Origin of the sequence: Eudoraea sp. (genome assembly GCF_049669105.1) — a bacterium.
In the GTDB taxonomy this organism is placed as follows: domain Bacteria; phylum Bacteroidota; class Bacteroidia; order Flavobacteriales; family Flavobacteriaceae; genus Eudoraea.
The window spans coordinates 1-1,975 of sequence record NZ_JBATKE010000122.1 but is presented as its reverse complement, the minus strand read 5'-3'; the positions used below and the strand labels follow the sequence as shown (position 1 = coordinate 1,975).

The window sequence follows — 1,975 nt, the reverse complement described above, 5'->3', positions numbered from 1 at the left end:
GCCATGACCCACTCGCTCTTTGTTTCCGGGTAATAATAATGCCCAGCATCACGCGGTTCAATGGTATTGGCGCGCGCATAAGCATTACCAATGTCAACAGCCTCCGATAATAAATTCTTCATACGGGCATCCGGATTAAATGGCTTACCTTTTTCAATACCCAATGATCTTAAAATCCCTAAGTTTTCTGCATCGTAAAAGCCGGCTGGCTCTTCCTGAATGATTTGATTCAAGTCTTCGAAGAAGGTATAGTCATTTGGCGCAACGGTGTTGTAATACACGCCCGACATATTTTTGAACTCCATTTTTGGAGGATTGTCTTTTTGCGATAATGGATATACTTTTAGATTTTCTTTAATACGAGTTGCCGCTGCTTCAACACCGGTTTTGGTATAGCCTCTCATGAAATTCCAAACATTGTACGTTTCGGATTTATATACATAATATCCCTCTGGTACATCACCCTCGTATCCTGGAGGAAGTATGAGGTATTTTCCGCCTTTTCCTTTATCAGGACCAGCGGCTCCCATATCGGTAATATATCTAAAGGCAGCATCATCTAAAATACCTAATACTCCTGGTGGAATTTCAATTACTGTAGGACCATCATTTTTCAGATCTAAAAAGCCCCACGTATATAATGATGTGTTATTATAGGTAAGTGCTAATGACTTAGAATCGCCTAACTGCTCCCATATGAGTATTTGATTGCTTTTACCCATGCCCATATCACGGTTTCCTTTACGGAGATTGTATAAAGAAACAGCTGGCGTCATATTAATAAAGGCTTGAACGGCGCGGGCACGATCTACATATTCATATACATTATCAATGGTTTTTCGATTAGGGATACCATCAAAAAATTCCAGGGTTCCGATGGGTGACCCTATTAAATCCGGAGTAAGTATGTTTTCCGGTAAAGGTGTGGTCATTTTCATGACAGGTTTCTGCGTTACCATTTTAGGCTTTTGAGCCTGAACGGTAAACATTGTTGTGGCAATAAGCGCACAACTAAGTACTGTTTTTAAGACATTTTTAGTTTTCATTTTATTTGGTTTAATAATTGCTGTTAACTTATTTTTGTTTTTATATCGACTAACATTAACTGTAGACGTTTACATTCCTAATTTTTTTGTGCGTCAATTGGATACTTTTTCATTAATTTTTTTATCGCCTTAGGAATATTTTTTGAACGCTTTTTGGTATTTTCAGTTATTGTTTTTTGATAGGTGCCCTGCCATGCCAGATTTTTAGTACCACCATCATACACATCAACAACCATAGTACCTACTTGATAATCATCTTCGCTGTACGTTGTTGTGGCACTTCCCATGCCTACACCTCCAACGCCCATGCCCCAACCACGACGCAAACCGACGCCATATCCCATGCCGCCATTAACATCGGTATAAGCGGTGGTGCTGGTTTTGTTATTTATCACAAAATAAAGTGTAATAACTACATCGGCATTATCTGTTACAAGGGTCATATTTCTTGCTGTAAATTCTTGTTTAAATGCTGCTAAAATTCGACCTTTATCGAGATCGTTAAGCAATTGATCACTGTTATCCTGCCAACCGGCAAAACTGTAGGTGCTATACTTTGTAAAATCAATTGTTTTGTCGTAGTCAGAATTTACCTGTGCATTTACTGTACTATTGGTACATGTTATTAAAACAGCACCCAATATTAATTTGAATAATTTTTTCATTTTTTTCATTTTTTTAGTGCTACTATGTATGTCATCATTTTAAAAGAGAATAGGGCATCTTGCCTGTAAAACTTTTTTACAGGCAAGACACTATCCTGACTAATCAAATTCATCAAAGAATGGAATGTTATCTAGTATTTTAAGTCTGATCGCACTTAAAATGTAATTTTCAAGCTGATAAAACTGAGCTGCTGCTTTTGACCCTGAAGATTTCTTGATTTTCTTATAATACTTGTCAATAAGCTTGTCAAGGCTTTTCTTTTG

General features: G+C 37.3%; 2 protein-coding genes. Both read right to left on the bottom strand.

Annotation, left to right across the window (positions count from 1 at the left end):
• Positions 1-1,046, bottom strand: a 1,046-nt coding sequence (locus WBM60_RS10425) for a DUF1254 domain-containing protein (protein WP_424283047.1), incomplete at its 3' end; no start/stop codon positions are given.
• A gap of 77 nt (positions 1,047-1,123) precedes the next feature.
• Positions 1,124-1,711: a DUF4136 domain-containing protein gene (locus tag WBM60_RS10420; protein WP_424283046.1), complete on the bottom strand. Its 588-nt coding sequence runs from the start codon at positions 1,709-1,711 to the stop codon at positions 1,124-1,126.
• Between the last annotated feature and the right edge of the window lie 264 nt (positions 1,712-1,975).